The sequence below is a fragment of the Photobacterium sp. genome (assembly GCF_033720175.1).
Classification (GTDB): Bacteria; Pseudomonadota; Gammaproteobacteria; order Enterobacterales; family Vibrionaceae; genus Photobacterium.
The window spans coordinates 44,581-59,910 of record NZ_JAWWDA010000012.1 but is presented as its reverse complement, the minus strand read 5'-3'; the positions used below and the strand labels follow the sequence as shown (position 1 = coordinate 59,910).

General features: G+C 50.7%; 12 protein-coding genes. 8 read left to right on the top strand and 4 right to left on the bottom strand.

Annotation, left to right across the window (positions count from 1 at the left end; translation table 11 throughout):
* Positions 1-47: 47 nt before the first annotated feature.
* The 3 genes from folB to R3289_RS13950 are packed head-to-tail and all read left to right on the top strand — an operon-like array spanning position 48 to position 1,695.
* Entirely contained in the window at positions 48-401 is a 354-nt protein-coding gene (gene folB / locus R3289_RS13960) for a dihydroneopterin aldolase (protein WP_318926303.1), read from the top strand.
* A complete protein-coding gene (gene folK / locus R3289_RS13955) occupies positions 398-889 on the top strand; it encodes a 2-amino-4-hydroxy-6-hydroxymethyldihydropteridine diphosphokinase (RefSeq protein ID WP_318926302.1) in 492 nt (163 codons plus the stop codon). Before folB ends, folK begins: the two co-directional genes overlap by 4 nt.
* A complete protein-coding gene (locus R3289_RS13950; protein ID WP_318926301.1) occupies positions 889-1,695 on the top strand; it encodes an undecaprenyl-diphosphate phosphatase in 807 nt (268 codons plus the stop codon). The genes folK and R3289_RS13950 overlap by 1 nt, the downstream gene beginning before the upstream one ends.
* A 106-nt stretch (positions 1,696-1,801) precedes the next feature.
* Here R3289_RS13950 and R3289_RS13945 read toward each other — a convergent pair whose 3' ends face one another.
* Positions 1,802-3,037, bottom strand: coding sequence for a multifunctional CCA addition/repair protein (locus tag R3289_RS13945; protein WP_318926300.1), 1,236 nt, complete (start codon positions 3,035-3,037; stop codon positions 1,802-1,804).
* A 151-nt stretch (positions 3,038-3,188) separates the two neighbouring features.
* Between R3289_RS13945 and R3289_RS13940 the strand changes: the two genes are divergently transcribed.
* Positions 3,189-4,856 carry an ExeA family protein gene (locus R3289_RS13940; protein WP_318926299.1) on the top strand — a complete coding sequence of 556 codons (1,668 nt, stop codon included), beginning with the start codon at positions 3,189-3,191 and terminating at the stop codon, positions 4,854-4,856.
* The gene (locus R3289_RS13935) at positions 4,856-5,737 is read left to right on the top strand and encodes a general secretion pathway protein GspB (protein WP_318926298.1); all 882 of its coding nucleotides are present in this window, start codon (positions 4,856-4,858) and stop codon (positions 5,735-5,737) included. Before R3289_RS13940 ends, R3289_RS13935 begins: the two co-directional genes overlap by 1 nt.
* Before the next feature lie 93 nt (positions 5,738-5,830).
* Here the strand turns inward: R3289_RS13935 and R3289_RS13930 are convergent, their stop codons facing one another.
* From R3289_RS13930 to R3289_RS13920, 3 genes are all read right to left on the bottom strand, one after another.
* Positions 5,831-6,448, bottom strand: a complete 618-nt coding sequence (locus R3289_RS13930; RefSeq protein ID WP_318926297.1) for a TIGR04211 family SH3 domain-containing protein — start codon at positions 6,446-6,448, stop codon at positions 5,831-5,833.
* 114 nt (positions 6,449-6,562) lie between these two features.
* On the bottom strand, positions 6,563-7,831 hold the full coding sequence (locus R3289_RS13925) for an inorganic phosphate transporter (protein WP_318926296.1): 1,269 nt from the start codon (positions 7,829-7,831) through the stop codon (positions 6,563-6,565).
* A gap of 32 nt (positions 7,832-7,863) precedes the next feature.
* Positions 7,864-8,544 carry a TIGR00153 family protein gene (locus R3289_RS13920; protein WP_318926295.1) on the bottom strand — a complete coding sequence of 227 codons (681 nt, stop codon included), beginning with the start codon at positions 8,542-8,544 and terminating at the stop codon, positions 7,864-7,866.
* A 184-nt stretch (positions 8,545-8,728) separates the two neighbouring features.
* Between R3289_RS13920 and R3289_RS13915 the strand changes: the two genes are divergently transcribed.
* From R3289_RS13915 to glnE, 3 genes are all read left to right on the top strand, one after another.
* Positions 8,729-10,243, top strand: a complete 1,515-nt coding sequence (locus R3289_RS13915) for an inorganic triphosphatase (protein ID WP_318926294.1) — start codon at positions 8,729-8,731, stop codon at positions 10,241-10,243.
* Positions 10,244-10,690: 447 nt separating this feature from the next.
* Positions 10,691-12,292, top strand: coding sequence for a methyl-accepting chemotaxis protein (locus R3289_RS13910; RefSeq protein ID WP_318926293.1), 1,602 nt, complete (start codon positions 10,691-10,693; stop codon positions 12,290-12,292).
* A 158-nt stretch (positions 12,293-12,450) separates the two neighbouring features.
* Positions 12,451-15,327 carry a bifunctional [glutamate--ammonia ligase]-adenylyl-L-tyrosine phosphorylase/[glutamate--ammonia-ligase] adenylyltransferase gene (glnE, locus tag R3289_RS13905; protein ID WP_318926292.1) on the top strand — a complete coding sequence of 959 codons (2,877 nt, stop codon included), beginning with the start codon at positions 12,451-12,453 and terminating at the stop codon, positions 15,325-15,327.
* Positions 15,328-15,330 lie beyond the last annotated feature (3 nt).

The following is a 15,330-nucleotide window of genomic DNA, read 5'->3' as shown; positions in this document are numbered from 1 at the left end:
TTTGCTCACATTAGGTATCCGACCTCTAACAAAATTAGCGATTGAACATGGATTTAGTATTTATCGAACATCTTGAAGTTATCACCACTATCGGGGCGTATGACTGGGAACAAGAAATAAAACAGAAACTCGTGCTCGATTTGGAAATGGCGCACGATAATCGCCCGGCGGCAAACAGTGATGATGTGGTCTATGCATTGGATTACGCCGCGGTCAGTACCGCGGTGACGGACCATATTCAGAATGGCCGTTTTTTACTGGTCGAGCGGGTGGCGGAAGAAGTCGCCAGTCTGATTATGGAGCGGTTTTCTGTTCCTTGGCTGAAGGTGCGGGTCACCAAACCCGGCGCGGTTGTTAATGCCCGTGGTGTCGGGGTTCAGATCGAGAGAGGCAGCAAGTGACCAGAGTGTACATCAGCCTGGGATCCAATATTGAGCGTGAGTACCATATTCAGGCTGCAATGACTGAGCTGAGAGAACTGGGTGCACATTACCGGGCGTCTCGAATCTTCGAAGCCGAGCCCGTGGGCTTTACCGGCCCCAATTTTTTTAATTGTGTGGTTGAAATAGAGACGTCGCTGACACTTGATAGTCTGCAACAGACCCTTAAACAGCTGGAGCTGCAATACGGGCGGTCGCCGAATGCGCAAAAAAACCAAAGTCGAACGTTAGACCTGGATATCTTGTTGTTCGGTGAGGAGTTACGTGAGGCTGGCCCTGCCGTTCCACGTTCAGACCTTTATAAATTTGCCTTTGTTTTATGGCCGATGGCGGAGCTTTGCCCTGATCGCGTGATTCCGGGTGATGGTCGTACCATCGGGCAGTTATGGCAGGCATTTGAACATTCTCAAGCCTTGTGGCCGGTGGAATTAGTAACAGAGGATAATTAATGAGTCATTTTGAAGCCTTTATGCTGGCCCTGATCCAGGGGCTGACAGAATTTTTGCCTATTTCAAGCTCGGCCCACCTGATCTTACCTTCCGAGATATTAGGGTGGAGCGATCAGGGGTTAGCCTTTGATGTCGCCGTGCATGTCGGTACGTTGGCGGCGGTGATCCTGTACTTCCGCAAAGAAGTGGTGGCCTTGCTATCAGCCTGGATTGGATCGATCTTCAAAGGCCATCGCAGCGCAGAAGCTAAGTTGGCCTGGATGATTGTACTGGCAACGATTCCGGCCTGTATTTTTGGCTTGTTCATGAAAGATATTATTGAGCTGTATCTGCGTTCAGCCTGGGTTATTGCCTGTACGACCATCGTATTTGGCTTGTTGCTATGGTGGGTAGATAAACGTGCAACTCAGCAGGATGATGAATATCAGACGGATTGGAAACGCTCGCTGTTTATCGGATTCTCACAAGCGGCCGCAATGATCCCGGGCACGTCGCGTTCAGGGGCGACCATGACGGCAGCGCTGTATTTAGGGTTTACCCGTGAAGCGGCAGCCCGCTTTTCGTTCCTGATGTCGATCCCGATTATTCTATTGGCTGGTGGCTATCTTGGCACGAAGCTGGTGACCAGCGGCGAACCCGTCGATTTTGGGGCGTTAAACATAGGCATAGCCGTTTCTTTTATCAGCGCTTATGCCTGTATCCATGTGTTCCTCAAGCTGGTAACCCGTTTGGGGATGATGCCGTTTGTTATCTACCGCCTGCTCTTGGGCGGTGGCTTGATTGCATATTTGCTGATCCAGTCATAGCGGCGTTGAATCACCGTATAAAATGGTGCTGATACCGATTGTGAAAAGAACAAAGCCCGGCTGACGTTGCCGGGCTTTGTGTTTTGATGGAAACGGAGACGCAGTGTTAGTGTCTGAATCTCAGCGGTTTCAGCGCTTCCTCAACAGCAACAGCACGACGAATCGCAAGCTGCTCTTTGATCTCTTTCCCTTTAAAGCCTGCCTCAACAATCGGCTTGACGGCAACACCTTGGGCGGCGGTAAACGCGGCCACCAAGATGTCAGCTTGGCGGTATTCATCCTGTTCATGACCTGTTCTGCCTCGCGCATCAGCCCTGCAGCATAGTGCTAGCTGGTTAACCCGTTCGGGTTTTCGCCAGCCATCTATCTGATCCAATATTTTGATAAAGGTCGCCGGGCGCATCTCATCGGCAAGGTGAATTTTAGTATGCTGAGCACATACCATCAGTGCGGTATCGCGATAATCATTGGGGATCCGCAAGCGTTGGCATAACGTTTTTATTGCCTTTAACCCGGTATGGCAATGCATTTTATGGCTTGGTAGCTCTTCCTGGGGAGTTAACGCTTTCCCGAGATCATGTACCTGGGCGGCAAAACGGACCGCCTTATCCTGGCTTAATAACGCGGCCTGTTGCGCTACCAGCAATGTGTGAAGGCCGGTGTCAATTTCCGGGTGCCACTGTTCGGGCTGTGGTACGCCAAACAAGGCATCAATTTCAGGCATCACGAGTCCCAGCGCGCCGCACTGGCGCAAGACGGTTAAAAAAATTTCAGGGTGCTGGGTCGAGAGGGATTTCTCCCATTCTTTCCAAACCCGTTCGGGGGTTAAGGCGGCTAACTCACCGGTGACGACCATTTCCTGCATTAAGGCGATGGTTTCTGCGGCCACGGTAAAACCTAGATGGGCAAAGCGGGCGGCAAAGCGAGCCACGCGCAGTACCCGCAGCGGATCTTCGGCGAATGCTGGTGAGACATGGCGCAAGACTTTATTGTTGAGATCCTGCTGGCCGTGGTAGGGGTCAACCAGTGTCCCGTCGTCGGCCTGAGCAATGGCATTGATAGTCAGGTCCCGGCGTAGCAGATCCTGCTCCAGAGTGACATCGGGTGCCGCATAGCAGACAAATCCGGTGTAGCCGTGACCTGATTTCCGTTCGGTACGGGCAAGGGCGTATTCTTGCTTTGTTTTGGGGTGCAGAAACACCGGGAAGTCACTGCCAACCTGGGTATATCCCTGCGCCAGCATTTGCTCGGGGGTGGCACCGACAACGACCCAGTCTTTATCTTCGACCGATAACCCCAGCAGGGCGTCGCGTACCGCACCGCCAACAAGATATGTCTGCAAATTTTACTCCTATCGTGCTGATTGAATCACTATAACATTTTTGAATGACTACCTTTTTCGACATTGGTCGCTGCAATACGGCATCAAGGTATACAATGATAGTCATCGCAGGTAATTTGATCTGTGTGGATCAGGTACAAGAGTATAAGGTATGTACAAGGATTTTTTCGGGATAACTGAAACACCATTTTCAATTGTACCCAGCGCTCGCTTCCTCTATCTCAGTGAACGGCACAGTGAAGCATTAACGCATATGCTGGCCGGTCTGTCAGACGGCGGCGGGTTCGCTTTGTTGACCGGGGAGGTTGGCACGGGAAAAACGACCGTCCTGCGGGCATTGGTTTCTCGTCTGACTCAGGAAACACAAGTTGCGGTAATTCTTAACCCCGCCTTATCGGCACATGATTTGCTGGCGGCGATTTGTGATGAACTGGGGCTGGGTTATTCGCAAGAAGCCAGCTTTAAAGTCTTAACCGACAAGATTTATCAGCACTTATTAGCAAACCACAGCCAGGGAAAGCAAACCCTGCTGCTGGTTGATGAAGCCCAGCACCTGATGCCCGACGTGCTAGAGCAGCTACGCCTGCTGACTAATTTAGAAACCGACAGTCGTAAGCTGCTAAAGGTAGTGCTGATTGGTCAGCCTGAATTACACCAGTTATTACAGCAAGATCGCTTGCGTCAGCTGGCTCAGCGCATAACTTCCCGCTATCACCTGATCCCACTGTCCGCCGCTGAAGTGGGGGAATATGTCCGTTATCGCCTGCATGCAGTTGACTGCCTGTATCCGGTGTTTGAGCCGGCACTGATCCGCCAGATAGCCAAAGCGACTAATGGGATCCCGCGCCTGATCAACCTGGTGTGCGATAAATCAATGCAGCTGGCCTGTCAGCATGCCTCTCATCAGGTTACTAAGGCCATGGTAACCAAAGCGTGTGAAGATACACTGAACTGGCAGCTGCCGACGACTCACCAGAACGGCGGCAGTCAATATGCAGGGGGAAGTTCGGGTATCGTACGCTGGGGCGGCGCCATTGCCTTGGGGGCCGTATTATCTGCGGGGGTGCTGTATTGGCATTTTCAACAGACGGCTTCGCTTGCCCAGGAAAGCCGTGAACAGCGTTCTGTTCAGCAAGCGCCATCGGCTCTCACCACATCACCTGTTGAGGTCATACCGTCAGAGGCGCAGCCTCAGCCTGTCGCGACACAGGCTGAGAAGTTGCAACAAGCGATCAGCCAGAGTCGCTATGAGCGTCAGGCCATGCAGACCCTGTATCAGCTCTGGGGGTATGAGACGGCGATTAACCAGGCGAATTGTGCAGCCAGCCAGCGTATCCAGCTAACCTGTCATCAGGGCAAGACCCGGTTAGAGCAGCTTAATATTATTAACCGGCCAGTCATGGTGACGCTGCGTGACAATCAGCAGCAAGAGTTCTATGCCGTGATCTACGCCTTGAACCGTAAAACCGTTGAGCTGCTGTTTGGCGGAGAGCGGATTGCGGTTGAACATCGCTGGTTTGAACGGCACTGGCAGGGGGATTATACTCTGCTGTGGCGCCCGCCCTTGGGAAGCAAGACCAGCATTCGTTATGGCCAGCGCGGCCCAAGGGTTGAGTGGCTGAATCAGCAGCTCAATGTTTTTCTTGGCAATATACAAAATAAGCAGAATTATTTTGATCAATCGGTGCTGGCGAACCTGCGTCGCTTTCAGCGTTCACAAGATCTTACTGCTGATGGTATAGCAGGGCCTATGACCCTGATGGTGCTTGATTCCGCGCTGAACTTGCCGGGCCCTACGCTGCAACCGGAGAAACGTTAATGTCGAATTTGCTTAAGGCGATTGAGCGCTCAGAACAAAGCCATTCGGTTCATCATCAGGCCGCAAGCCATCATTCTGGGGCTGCTATGGTCAGCTCGCTCAGAGCCACTCGGCCTCGTCGTTTGCCAGTCTGGTTACTGCCAGTACTGATTGTCGCTTTGCCCGTGGCGGGTGCGATTGGCTATACCCGGCTGACGCCTGCAACACAAACTCAATCATCGTCGTTAGCATCGGTGATCCCGGCAGAGCGCAGTGCCGTATCGGCTGTATCACCTGCAGCTGTGCCGGACATCGCCGGAAAGATCCCTGGTGTTGAATTTCTCCCTTACCCAAATTTGGTTACCGAACCGTTAACTGTGGGGGCAATGTCATATGCGGTGACATTGAATAATACTTCTTATCAGAATGAAGCGGCCACAGATGGCCGGCGTAATGGGCGCAGTAGCAGTCTAGCGGGCGATACAGCCAGTAATAATACCGGTTCAAATAACTGGGAGCTGGATGATCTCGATCTTTCTGAGCTGTCACCGGAGTTAGCACGGCAGTTGCAATCAGCGATTGCCGCGACAGATGGTGAGCCGTTGCAAGAAGAGATGGAAACGGTCAATAACACGGCCGCAGATAATGTAAATAACGCACAGGCCGCAATCGCCATTGGTGACTTACCTGCCGCGGTGCAGAATCGAATACCAACACTCGACTTTCAAACCCATATATATTCATCAACAGCGAATAGCCGCTGGGTGAAAGTGAATGGCAGGGAAGCGTATGAAGGAGATGAGTTGGCACCCGGGGTGGTATTACGCCGTATCGAGCCCCGTCAGGTGGTGTTTGATTTTGAGTCTTACCATATTGTGATGCCTGCATTGTCTGAGTGGTAATTGGTCGGAATCGCCGAATCACTAAAAGCAGCAGAATAAAAAATGGCAGCCAGATGGCTGCCATTTTTGTCTCGTTAATCCGATAAAGTCAGATTATGTCCAACCGTTATTACGCTTGCGGCGACGCGGGATCAGGTGTGGCAGAATCAGCCCCAGCAATAAACCGACGCCAGCTACCATGCCGCCATAAGTGAACCACTTCATCAGCAAGTCGTCTTTCTGAGTATCGATCTTCGCACGTAGCTCGCGAATTTCAGCCTGAGATGACGTTAATTGATTATTGAGGTTAATGTTCTGCTCTTCCAGTTCACTGATCTGCGTATTACGTAGTTTCAGTGAGTTTTTAAGGCCGGCATTTTGCTCATCACTTGATTTAGTTGCTTCTGCAAGTGCTGCTTTGACTTTTTTCAGTTCCGCTTCCAGTGCTGGGAAACGGTCTTTCAGTCCAAGCTGAGAGGAAATGAACTTTGAATCTACCCAGCCGCTACGGCCGCGATCATCAGTGATTTGACTAAAACCGGCTTCTTTATCGGTTTTAAGTAGCGCGACTTTGGTGCCGGCATCAACACTACCCATGATACGGAATTGGGTGCCTGGGCCGCGGTGCATATAGGTGAACAGATCGTCTGAAATATAACGAACCTGCTCTGCTTTCACGGGTGCGGCCACAACAGCGAAAGCTAATAATAAAATGCTGATTAGATGCTTCACAATTTGATCCTTGAGGAGCCTGTATTCTTTAAGAGCCACAGATACTAAAAAGATTATCTCTTGGGTGCAAGAAAAAGGGAGGCAAAGCCTCCCTCTTTTGAACCTGAGCCACTTTTAACCAAAGACAGCTTGCATTACATAGAAGAAAATGACTGCAAGCAGGGCACCGGCTGGCAGCGTTACAACCCAGGATGCGACGATGTTACGTACGACACCTAAGTTTAATGCTGCAATACCACGAGCAAAAGCAACGCCGATCACACCACCCACTAGGGTTTGTGTGGTCGAGATAGGCAAACCTGTACCAGAAGCCAATACTACCGTTGATGCTGTTGCTAGCTGAGCAGCAAAGCCTCGACTCGGGGTAAGCTCTGTAATACCAGTACCGACGGTTGCCATTACTTTATGGCCCATTGTTGCCAGACCGATCACGATGCCGATGCCGCCTAATGGCAGTATCCACCATGCAATGGCACTTTTCGCGGTAATTTGACCCATATTCTGAACCGTGGATACAACCGCGGATAGTGGGCCAATCGCATTCGCTACGTCGTTAGAGCCATGAGCAAATGCCATCGCACACGCCGTCACAACCATTAGCAGGCTGAATACGCGTTCTACGCCAGCATAGCCGTTGCTATCAACAGAGCTGCCATCATCGGTATATTTCTTACTGATATAAGCATAGCCAAACATCATCACCAGTGCAGAAACCGCAATTGATGCAGCCCATGCTTCACCGCTTGATAAATGTAATCCAACGTGTTTCAAACCTTTTTTAATTGTCACCAACGCAATGACCATCGCAGTGATAAACATATAAATAGGGACAAAACGCTTGGCATTAATCAAGGGGTTATCAGTATCAAAGATCAGACGCTGGGCGCTGTTAAAAATCACATAGGCAAAAAAGCCCGAGATCAATGGCGTGATCAGCCAGCTACCGACGATACCTTGTACTGAATTCCAGTCAACAGCCTCAGTTCCGACAGACACGCACGCAAAACCGATGATCGCACCGATGATGGAGTGTGTTGTTGATACTGGCCAGCCCATATAAGAAGCGAGCAGTAGCCATGTACCGGCAGCAAGCAGTGCAGACATCATGCCGTAAACCAGAACTTCTGGTTGGGCTGTATAGAATGACATATCGATAACACCTTTACGGATGGTATCGGTGACTTCTCCACCGGCAAGGTAAGCACCTGCGAATTCGAAGACCATCGCAATGATGATTGCTTGTTTAACGGTAAGTGCTTTTGAACCTACTGAAGTACCCATAGCATTGGCAACATCATTTGCACCAATACCAATCGCCATCAAAAGACCAAAGATAGCCGCCACCATAATAAGAATGGTGCCGTAGTTAGCCAGGATTTCCATTGTAAAACCTTGTTATTGTTAAATTCTCGTGCTTATGAGCGCGATAGCATTATTTCTAGTCGCGAGCCGACACGTTGTGCCTGATCAGCGATACCGCCAATCCACTCGAGAATTTTATACAGGAACATTACATCCACCGGGTTATATTGGTCTTCGATGGACATAAGTTGTTGACGCAAAATAATCTGCATGCTGTCAGTATCATCTTCGATGACATCAAGCTGATTAATCATTTCAGCAACTAGCGTTACTTCTCTGCCTTTGAAACCTGTTTCTAGCAGTTCGTCCAGTTCATTGATCACTCGACGAGCTTGGTCAGCGGCGTCAAGGCAACGTTGGACGTATGCGACGAAATCAGGATACATGGCGACAGGGATTTGTAGCTGACGACCTAAGACTCGACCTGCGATATCTTTGGACAGATTAGCTAGTTTATCCTGTTGAGTTAGAAGCCCTAGCATGTCAGTACGATCGACTGGCATGAAAAGACCGCGAGGAAGTTTCAGACGGATCTCACGCTTCAACACATCCGCATCTTTTTCAAGCTGCGAGATCTGTTCACGTAAGTGAGATGCTTTATCCCAGTCTCCGGCATGACATGCCTCGAAGAACGGAACGAGCAAATCGCAACATTCATTTACGCGAGTAACGTGACGTTGCAGTGGTTTGATTGGGGATTTAGCAAAGAGCCCCATAATTGTATTTACTGGCATAGCCGATCAACCTAGAGAGTGCCTTAAATGGCTAATTCTTGAGCGATGGTCATTGAGGCGCGCATGTTAACGTATATGTTCGGAGAGGGGAACCTCTTTTGATCAAGGTTTTGTTGATATTTCTCACTTGCCCCCAGGCACATAAGGAAATATCCTTGGTTTGCCACTGTTTATAGGGACAACTATGGAAACCGAGATAGAACTGAAGTTTTTCGTCTCACCAGAATTTTCAGATCAGCTTCTACGCGTGATTAGCGATGCGAAAATTTTGCAGCAAAGTAGTCGAATTTTAGGTAATACCTACTTTGATACGCCAGACCAAATTCTTCGCCAGCATGATATTGGACTGCGGATCCGCCGCTTTGATGATGTTTTTGTTCAGACCTTGAAGACAGCGGGACGGGTGGTTGCAGGGTTGCACCAACGTCCGGAATATAATGCTGAAACCAATGGAACCGATCCGGATCTCTTCTTGCATCCCGCCGATGCGTGGCCTGAGAGCGTTAATGTTGCTCTCGTGCAGCAACAGCTCAGCCCTCTGTTTTCTACTGACTTTGAACGTCAGCAATGGCTGATCGCCATGCCAGATGGTAGCCAGATCGAATTGGCTTTTGATCAGGGGGAAGTGAGTACGAACGGTAAAACCGATTCTATCTGTGAAGTTGAATTAGAACTGAAATCCGGTCAAACCGACGCGTTGTTTACGCTGGCACGCGAGTTATGTGCGGAAGGGGGCATGCGGCTGGGCAATTTAAGCAAGGCTGCCCGTGGTTACCGCCTGGCCGCAGGTTATGTCGGTGACGAGGTGAAAGCGTTGCCTTTTGTCGCCGTTAACGCCCAGCAGTCGGTTGAGACAGTTTTCGTCAACACCTTAGAGCATGCGTTAGCCCATTGGCATTATCATGAACAGATTTATGTTGAGTGCCAAGATCAAGAAGCGCTGCACCAAATCAGCCAGGCATTAGCGTTAATTCGTCAGGCACTGGTGGTATTTGGTGGTTTGATCCCTCGCCGGGCGAGTGCGTTGTTGCGCCAAGAACTGCACTGGCTGGAAGGTGAGCTGGATTGGCTGGAAGAAGCGGCCTGCATTACGCAGCTATTAGCAGAGAAAGGCCAGGTGCTGAAAAAGCTGAATATGCGTAAGTCACTCCAGAAGCAGTTGCAAACACGGCTTGATGAGTTGCCCGAGGCGGACGATATCTTGCGGCTGCTGACATCGGCTCGTTACTGTGGTCTGTTACTCGATTTCAGTCGCTGGATTTTAAGCCGTGGCTGGCAGCCGTTCCTTGACGATAAAGCGCGTATCAAATTAGCGGGCAGTATTAAGCCTTTTGCTGATGCCGTGCTGTCGCGTTCATGGGATGAACTACTTGACGTTTTCCCTTCTCAGCGAACATTAAATCGGATTGATTATTTTGATCAGCAGCCGCGGTTATTTCGCAACCTGATGAGCGGCACTTGTTTTGCCGAACTGTATGATAAAGAAAAACGTGCAGCCTTCAGAATGCCGTGGTTAGACTTGTTACGCGGCATCGAGGATTTGCGTCAGTTAGAGCCGGTTCGGGCACTGGTCGAACAGTATGACGACGACGACCGTAAACAGCTTGAGAAATGGCTCAGTCGTCAAGAAGAGTCATTACTCCATGCCATGGATCAGACTCGCCAGATGGGGGTCGAACTGATCCCATACTGGCCGTAATGTTTCCGGCCCCTGCTATTTAAGCTGCCCCCATTAAAACGCCCCCTCTTCTGGGGCGTTTCTGTTTCTATCACCGTTCTCTTTCTGCTTCCCTGGATCTGAAGTGATTGAACGCACCAGAGCCGCGGGTAAATGATGATGTCGATAGCCACGAAAGAATGTAAAGATATTTATCTTGCGGCATAAACATGAAGCGGGTCGCAATTGCTCCGGCATAAAAGAGAGTACTCAGGCCACCAGGCTTATCGGATTGAATTCATGTTTGACGGCATCGATCTTTTTCATCATTAAATTTTCGTAATCCATAGCAAGGATATAGAATGGCCTAATTGTTTTGAGCTCAAAAATAATTCGTTCTAACTTCTGGTTTTGAGCCTTGAAGATCTTGTATCACTATAAATTACATAATTTTTAACGGCTGGCATGCTTACAATACGGAGATTTAAAATGGCCAAGATGGTGTTTAAACCATGGGAAAAAGGACTCACGAACATTCGTCTCGTGCCTAAGCTTATTGTGTTGATGGTGTTTAGTACCCTGCTGCTTATTGGTAAGCAGTTGTGGGATGCAAATACCTTCTACCAGTCAGTGGTACAGATCCAGCAAGACCGCACGGAAGAGCTGGCGCAAACAAATGCGGCATTACTGGGCACTTTGCTCGCCCGGGGGGAAGACGGCAAACAACTGGCTGAGCAGGCGATTAAGGCGCAGGCGACAAGCTGGCAAAAAGGTGCCTACCTTTATCTGGTCGAGCGTGACAGCGGCAAGGTATTAGGCCATCCGAATGTTCGCACAATCAGTGAACTGACCGATATTACCGCTCAGGGGATGGATTTGCCCCGTTACCTGATGCAACACACGGGCGCGGGGCCAGTCGTGCTGAATGAAGAAGAGCGCTTTGAATATGTGATTGAATTACCGGGCCGGAATTGGGTGGTTGTCGCTTCGCAATCGGCTTCTGAGGCAGAGAGCTATTACCGTGGTTTTCTGCTCCAGGTGGCATGGCAGACGGGTTTGATGATTGCGGTTTTCATCGTGATCCTTCTGGGGGGCGCGGGGATCATGCTGCGCCAGACTCATTATCTGGCTGAGAGTATTAAGTCTCTGGCAACCCGTGACTTGTCTCAGGCGATTGAAATGGATTGCCGTGATGAGTACGGTGATCTGGCCAGAGAGCTGGAAAAAACACGTCTTCAGTTACGGGATGTTATGAGTAGCCAACGCGACACGTCTTCGGAGTTGTCGGCATTGGCGGAAGTGATGTCGATCAGCATGGTAGAAACCAAAGAGTCGGCCCAAGAAGAGTTTAACGAGATTGATCAGCTGGCGTCCGCCATGAGTGAGATGACGTCAACGGTACAGACTGTTGCGGAACATGCCCGTGATGCCTCCAACACAACGGAAGGGACCTCAGCACAAGCGGCCCAGGGCCAGCAGTTTGTATCTCGGACCATTGTGACTATTAATCAGTTATCGCAGGATATCAGCCAGTCAGCCGGTGCGGTGAATCAGGTTGAAGAGCGCGTAGAGCAGATTGGCAGTGTGATTGTGACAATCCAGAGTATTTCTGAGCAAACGAACTTACTGGCACTGAATGCGGCGATTGAAGCGGCTCGTGCCGGTGATGCCGGCCGGGGGTTTGCTGTCGTTGCCGATGAAGTGCGTAACCTGGCGCAGCGTACCCAGAAAGCGACCGTTGAAATACAGGAGATGATCTCCCAGCTGCAAAACAGTGCCCAACAAGCGGTTTCGCTGATGGAGCAGAGTGTGGTGGAAGCGGCGGAAGGTGTTGATTTGGTGACCAGTGCGGGGGGGGAGCTCGATAAAATTGTTGAGCAGGTCCAGCGGATCAATGATATGAATTTCCATATCGCCTCTGCCGCCGAACAGCAAACGACGGTGGCCGATGAGATGAATCAGAACCTGACCAACGTTCGCGAGCTGGTAGAAGCATCGGTCGTGGTCGTGACAGAGCTTTCTGAAACATCAGACACCATGCAAAATCAAGCCAATCAACTGGAAAGCAAAATTCAGTCGTTCCGGATCTGATCTGGCAATATCTGACGGCTCACACATCCTGTCATTAAAGAAACAACGCCCACCTTTGGTGGGCGTTGTTGTATGGTATCTTAGTTATTAATGGAATTGGTATTATACCCAAGGTAGCTTGGGTATACGCTCGCCAGGAAATAATCAAAGGAACCGCTATGACACAACATCAAGAGCAGCCGGATCTACTTTCTGCCGCTTCAGCCAAGGCGCTGGAGAAACTTCAACACGCTCATCCTGAGCTGCTTTCCCTATGGCCGGCAGAGCGTCAGGCCGAGTTGCATAAGGTCATTGGGTTGAGTGACTTCATCTCCGGCTCGATGGTACGTGACGGGCAACTATTGCCTTGGCTGGCTGAACATGTTGATGATGCTGAGCATGGTGAACACTACCGTCATCAGTTGCAGCAGTTGCTGGCCACGGCCACGGATGAAGCGGGGCTTATGCGCCGGTTACGGGCGTTCCGCCGCCAGGAAATGGTATGGATAGGTTGGCGGGATTTCACCGCGAAAGCCACATTGGCACAAAGTCTGGCCCACCTCTCTTTGCTGGCTGAAGCATTGATCATGGAAGCGTATCAGTGGATCTATACCCAATGCTGTAAAGAGTGGGGGACACCAACCAATGCTGACGGCGAAGCACAGCCGATGCTTATTCTGGGGATGGGAAAGCTGGGCGGTGGCGAACTGAACTTTTCATCTGACATCGATTTGATTTTCACGTTTCCGGAAAACGGTGAGACTCGCGGCGGGCGACGCAGTCTCGCCAATTCACAGTTCTTTACCCGCTTAGGGCAGCGACTGATCAAAGCGCTCGATCAGCAAACTTATGATGGTTTCTGTTACCGGGTTGATATGCGTCTGCGGCCCTTTGGCGATAGCGGGCCGCTGGTGATGAGTTATGCTGCTTTGGAGGATTACTACCAGGAGCAGGGACGGGACTGGGAACGCTATGCGATGATTAAAGCGCGGGTGATGGGCCGCGAAAGCTTTACCCAGTATCAGGAACTCCATCAGATGCTGCGGCCGTTTGTTTTCCGTCGTTATATCGATTTCAGTGCCATACAGTCATTACGCCGGATGAAATCAATGATCAGCAGCGAAGTCCGTCGTCGCGGCCTGCAAAATAATATTAAGCTGGGTGCCGGCGGGATCCGCGAAGTTGAATTTATTGCTCAGACCTTTCAGTTAATACGCGGTGGCCGCGAGCCGAGCCTGCGCAGCAGGGGGCTACTGGAAACATTATCGGCAATTAAACAGTTAGCACTGTTACCCGCCGAGCAAGTGAGCGATTTAGAACAGGGCTACTGCTTTTTGCGTAAGCTGGAAAATTTGCTGCAAGCTATTGATGACAAGCAAACTCAAACCTTACCGGATAAGCCTCTGGATCAGATGCGCTTGGCGTGTGCAATGGGCTATGAAGATTGGCAGGGCTTACACGCGGCGACTCAGCAGCATATGGTTGCCGTACACCAGGTGTTTGATCACATTATTGGTACTGATGATGATGACAGCCAATGTTCTGCTGAGTCGCAATACCATGAATTGTGGGCAATGGCGAAAAATGAAGAAGTACTGCTTAATATTCTGGCGGAGCTGAATGCGCCGGACCAGGCCGGTCAAGCCAGTACTTTGCTGGGAATGAAAGCTGAGCTGGCAAAGCGTACGCTAGGGCCTCGCGGCAGGGAAGTTCTGGCCAAACTGATGCCGGAGGTACTGGCGCGGATCGTATTGCGTCCGGATGCGGCACCGGTGCTAGCGCGAGTGATCAAGTTAATTGTGCGTGTGGCGACCCGTACCACATATCTCGAATTACTGAGTGAGCACCCCGCTGCATTAAACCAGCTGGTGCGTCTGTGTGCCGCCAGTCCGATGGTCGCCAACCAATTGACACAATATCCGATTCTGCTTGATGAGTTGCTTGATCCGCAACATCTCTATAATCCAACGCCGTTGAACCAGTACGGCGAGGAGCTTCGCGAATATCTTGCGCGGATCCCCGAAGAAGACATGGAGCAGCAGATGGAAGCGATCCGTCAGTTTAAGCAGGCGCAGTTGCTGCGGATTGCGGCGGCAGATATTGCAGGTGCTCTGCCTTTGATGAAAGTCAGCGACCATCTAACCTACTTGTCTGAAGCGATTATTGCCGCAGTGGTGAATCAGGCCTGGCTGCAAATAGCTGAAAAATACGGTGAACCTAGCCACCTGACAGATCGTGACGGCAAAGGCTTTGGCGTGATTGGTTATGGTAAGGTCGGTGGCTGGGAGCTCGGGTACGGCTCTGATCTTGACTTGGTCTTTTTGCACGACTGCCCGGCTGATGTTAATACCACGGGGAAAAAAGAGATTGATGGTCGTCAGTTTTATCTGAGGCTGGCACAACGTATTGTTCATCTGTTCTCAACCCGCACTTCATCCGGCGTATTGTATGACGTTGATGTTCGTCTGCGCCCGTCAGGTGCATCCGGACTGCTGGTCAGCACCATGGAAGCGTTTGCTGAATATCAGCACAAAGAAGCCTGGACCTGGGAGCATCAGGCCATCGTACGGGCTCGCATGGTGTATGGTGACGCGCCTTTGCAGCAGGCATTTGCTGATGTCCGCCGGCAGATCCTGACGCAATGCCGGGAGCCGCACCAGCTGCAGCATGATGTGGTGGCGATGCGCCACAAAATGCGAGAGCATATGGGGAGCAAAAAAGCGGGCATGTTTGGTCTGAAGCAGGACCAAGGCGGAATTACCGATATCGAATTTATTGCTCAGTACCTGGTTTTGCAACATGCAAGCCAGCAGCCGGCGTTAACCCGCTGGTCTGACAATGTGCGTATTTTCGATACCATGGCTGAATATGAGATCCTGAGCCTGTCTCAGGCTACTGCGCTGAAGCAGGCCTATTGCAGTATGCGAGACGAAGTTCATCGCCTCAATTTACTGGGCTTACCTGCCTACGTGGATGAACAGCAATTTGGCACAGAGCGAGAGGTTGTCAAACAGATCTGGCAGCAGTACCTGGAGCCGGCGGAACAGGCTGAATAATGA

Excerpts from the sequence above, each read along its gene's own strand:
- R3289_RS13910 (WP_318926293.1), top strand. The coding sequence starts at position 10,691 with ATGGCCAAGATGGTGTTTAAACCATGGGAAAAAGGACTCACGAACATT.
- R3289_RS13925 (WP_318926296.1), bottom strand. The coding sequence starts at position 7,831 with ATGGAAATCCTGGCTAACTACGGCACCATTCTTATTATGGTGGCGGCT.
- folB (WP_318926303.1), top strand. The coding sequence starts at position 48 with ATGGATTTAGTATTTATCGAACATCTTGAAGTTATCACCACTATCGGG.
- R3289_RS13935 (WP_318926298.1), top strand. The coding sequence starts at position 4,856 with ATGTCGAATTTGCTTAAGGCGATTGAGCGCTCAGAACAAAGCCATTCG.
- glnE (WP_318926292.1), top strand. The coding sequence starts at position 12,451 with ATGACACAACATCAAGAGCAGCCGGATCTACTTTCTGCCGCTTCAGCC.
- R3289_RS13940 (WP_318926299.1), top strand. The coding sequence starts at position 3,189 with ATGTACAAGGATTTTTTCGGGATAACTGAAACACCATTTTCAATTGTA.
- R3289_RS13950 (WP_318926301.1), top strand. The coding sequence starts at position 889 with ATGAGTCATTTTGAAGCCTTTATGCTGGCCCTGATCCAGGGGCTGACA.
- R3289_RS13920 (WP_318926295.1), bottom strand. The coding sequence starts at position 8,544 with ATGCCAGTAAATACAATTATGGGGCTCTTTGCTAAATCCCCAATCAAA.
- R3289_RS13915 (WP_318926294.1), top strand. The coding sequence starts at position 8,729 with ATGGAAACCGAGATAGAACTGAAGTTTTTCGTCTCACCAGAATTTTCA.